Origin of the sequence: Nostoc mirabile CHAB5784 (assembly GCF_020829645.1) — a bacterium.
Classification (GTDB): Bacteria; Cyanobacteriota; Cyanobacteriia; order Cyanobacteriales; family Nostocaceae; genus Nostoc; species Nostoc mirabile.
On the sequence record NZ_JAIVFS010000276.1, the window covers coordinates 1 to 2,595 of the forward strand.

Below are 2,595 nucleotides of genomic sequence, written 5' to 3' on the forward strand. Positions count from 1 at the left end.
TCGCGGATAAATGGGTAATGAGGTATGCGTGACAAGCACCAAGTCATTGAGGAGCCGTGTGAAGGGAAACCTTCATGCACGGTTTTGAAGACCAACGGGGTTGGTGACAACCTCGTTGAGTTTAATATTAGCGAGATGAATCAAGCATGGGATACTGCTTATGAGTATCTTAGTAGTCAACTGTGGGCAGTTTTCAAGCTACCTCTATGGGTACCCACCCTAAAAAACCGCGCATTTGTGCAAGCGATGGGAACACTAGATAGAATCGTCTATCGGATCATTCGCTCCCGTCGAGAAAGCAATAATAGTCCTGACGACCTGCTCTCTATGCTGATGGATGCTTACGATGAAGAGTCTGGTCAGGGAATGAGTGATGAGCAACTGCGCGATGAGATTATGACCATCTTTACCGGTGGATTTGAAACCTCAGCAGCTGTACTTGCATGGACTTGGTACTTGCTTTCTCTTCACCCTAAGGTCGAAAGTCGGCTCCAAGATGAACTCAAGAGTGTTTTAAATGAACGTACCCCGACTCTTGAAGATTTACCAAACCTGAAATATACCAGGATGGTACTCGAAGAATCGATGCGGCTTTATCCTGGTGCGTGGGTCTATACCCGCACTAACTTACAGGCTGACGAGGTTGGAGGCTATCACATACCAGCTAACTCTGTGATCATGATTAGCCCTTATGTCACCCACCGCCTACCAGCTTTTTGGGAGAATCCCGAAGACTTCGACCCTGAGCGCTTCACAAAAGAACAAGCTGCTGCGCGTCCACGCTATGCTTACTACCCCTTCGGCGGCGGGCCACGCCAATGCATCGGTGAGATATTTGCAATGACTGAAATGCAGTTGATAGTTGCGATGGTAGCTCAAAAATATCGGCTGCACCTAGTACCTGGACATCCGGTTGAAGAAGAGCCGATGTTCACATTGCGTCCCCGCCACGGCATCCTCATGACATTGGAACCACAAATCAGTCTTGGTGATGTCTCCCAACCTGAGATTCAGAAGACGTTTTAACTTAGTTTGCTGTCATAGGTAGCTTAAAGTGAGTCTTTTTCGTTATGAACATCACACATCATGTAGAGCGCGGTCATGTGTTATTCCCTGACAAAATCGCCCTGATTTTTGAGGATAAATCTTTAACCTACAAACAGCTTAACCTGTTAGCAAATCGCGTGGCTAATGGTTTACGGGGATTGGGAATTAAAAAAGGCGATCGCATAGCCTTGTTTTTGCCGAATATTCCAGAGTTCATTATTTCTTATCTTGGCATTCTTAAAATTGGTGCTATTGTTGTCTCAGTCAATGTAATGCTCAAAAGTACTGAAGTCAGCTATATTCTCAACGATTGTGCTGCCAAGGTAGTAATTACAACAGAAACTCAAAGTGAGCAGGTGCTAGAGGCAGACTTACCCGAACTGCAACATATTTTGATTGTAGAAGGTACAGCTAGCAAGGGAATTAGTTTAACGCAACTAATAGAAAACGCTTCGGGGGAAGGATGTGCTGCCGAAATGGATCGCTACGCTCCAGCTTGCATCGTTTACACATCAGGCACAACAGGTTTCCCCAAAGGAGCCACCCTTTCTCACGGCAATGTAATTTCCAATATGTATTCCCACAACCGTTGTTGTGGAATGCGACCGGATGACCGATTGCTGCTGTACTTGCCGCTATTTCATTGCTTTGGCCAAAACGCGATTCTCAATGCTGGACTCAATGTTTGTGCCACCATTATCCTGCAACGCCGATTTAAGCTTGAGCAAGTCCTGGACACCATTGCTACCCAAAAAGTCACCATGTTCTTTGGGGTACCTACAATCTACTTAAATCTACTAAACACTTCTTTTTCGCACCTCCAAAGCATCCGCTATTACTTTTCGGCTGCGGCTCCTATGCCCGTTGAAGTTGCAAAGATTTGGCAGGAGAAATATGGACTCGTCATTCATGAAGGGTATGGTTTAACTGAAACATCACCATGTTCTTGTTATAACCACGATCTTAAATATAAATTCGGTTCAATTGGGATGCCAATTGAAAATGTAGAAATGAAGATTGTTGATGGCGATGGTCATCAGGTAAAACCAGAGGAGTTGGGAGAAATAGTTATCAAGGGGCCAAACGTCATGCTTGGTTATTGGAATCGCCCATTTGAAACTGCCCAAGTCATTAAAAATGGTTGGTTCTATACTGGCGACATTGGTCGGATGGATTCAGACGGCTTTTTCTATATCGTTGACCGCTTAAAAGATATGGTTAATGTTTCTGGATTTAAGGTGTATCCAACTGAAGTAGAAAATGTTATTTATCAATATCCAGCAGTAGCTGAATGTGCAGTATACGGAGTTCCAGATGCGCTCAAAGGTGAGATAGTCAAGGCAAACATCGTACTTAAGCCTGGTCACGCAGTTACGCAAGAACAAATTATTGAATTCTGTTCTCGTAGGATAGCAATTTATAAAGGTAAGGATTCAGGTCTAATATTTAGGAAGTAGAGATGGGGGAGACAGATAATTATTAGAATCAACCAGTAGTGCTTGTACAAAAAAATCAATAATAGACTTGCCTTGACGACGACAAGTCTGC

General features: G+C 44.0%; 2 protein-coding genes. Both read left to right on the forward strand.

Annotation, left to right across the window (positions count from 1 at the left end):
- The first annotated feature begins 24 nt into the window (after window positions 1-24).
- Window positions 25-1,026: a cytochrome P450 gene (locus LC653_RS45645; RefSeq protein ID WP_229501814.1), complete on the forward strand. Its 1,002-nt coding sequence runs from the start codon at window positions 25-27 to the stop codon at window positions 1,024-1,026.
- A gap of 44 nt (window positions 1,027-1,070) precedes the next feature.
- On the forward strand, window positions 1,071-2,504 hold the full coding sequence (locus LC653_RS45650) for a class I adenylate-forming enzyme family protein (RefSeq protein WP_229501815.1): 1,434 nt from the start codon (window positions 1,071-1,073) through the stop codon (window positions 2,502-2,504).
- Window positions 2,505-2,595: the final 91 nt, after the last annotated feature.

Excerpts from the sequence above, each read along its gene's own strand:
- LC653_RS45645 (WP_229501814.1), top strand. The coding sequence starts at position 25 with ATGCGTGACAAGCACCAAGTCATTGAGGAGCCGTGTGAAGGGAAACCT.
- LC653_RS45650 (WP_229501815.1), top strand. The coding sequence starts at position 1,071 with ATGAACATCACACATCATGTAGAGCGCGGTCATGTGTTATTCCCTGAC.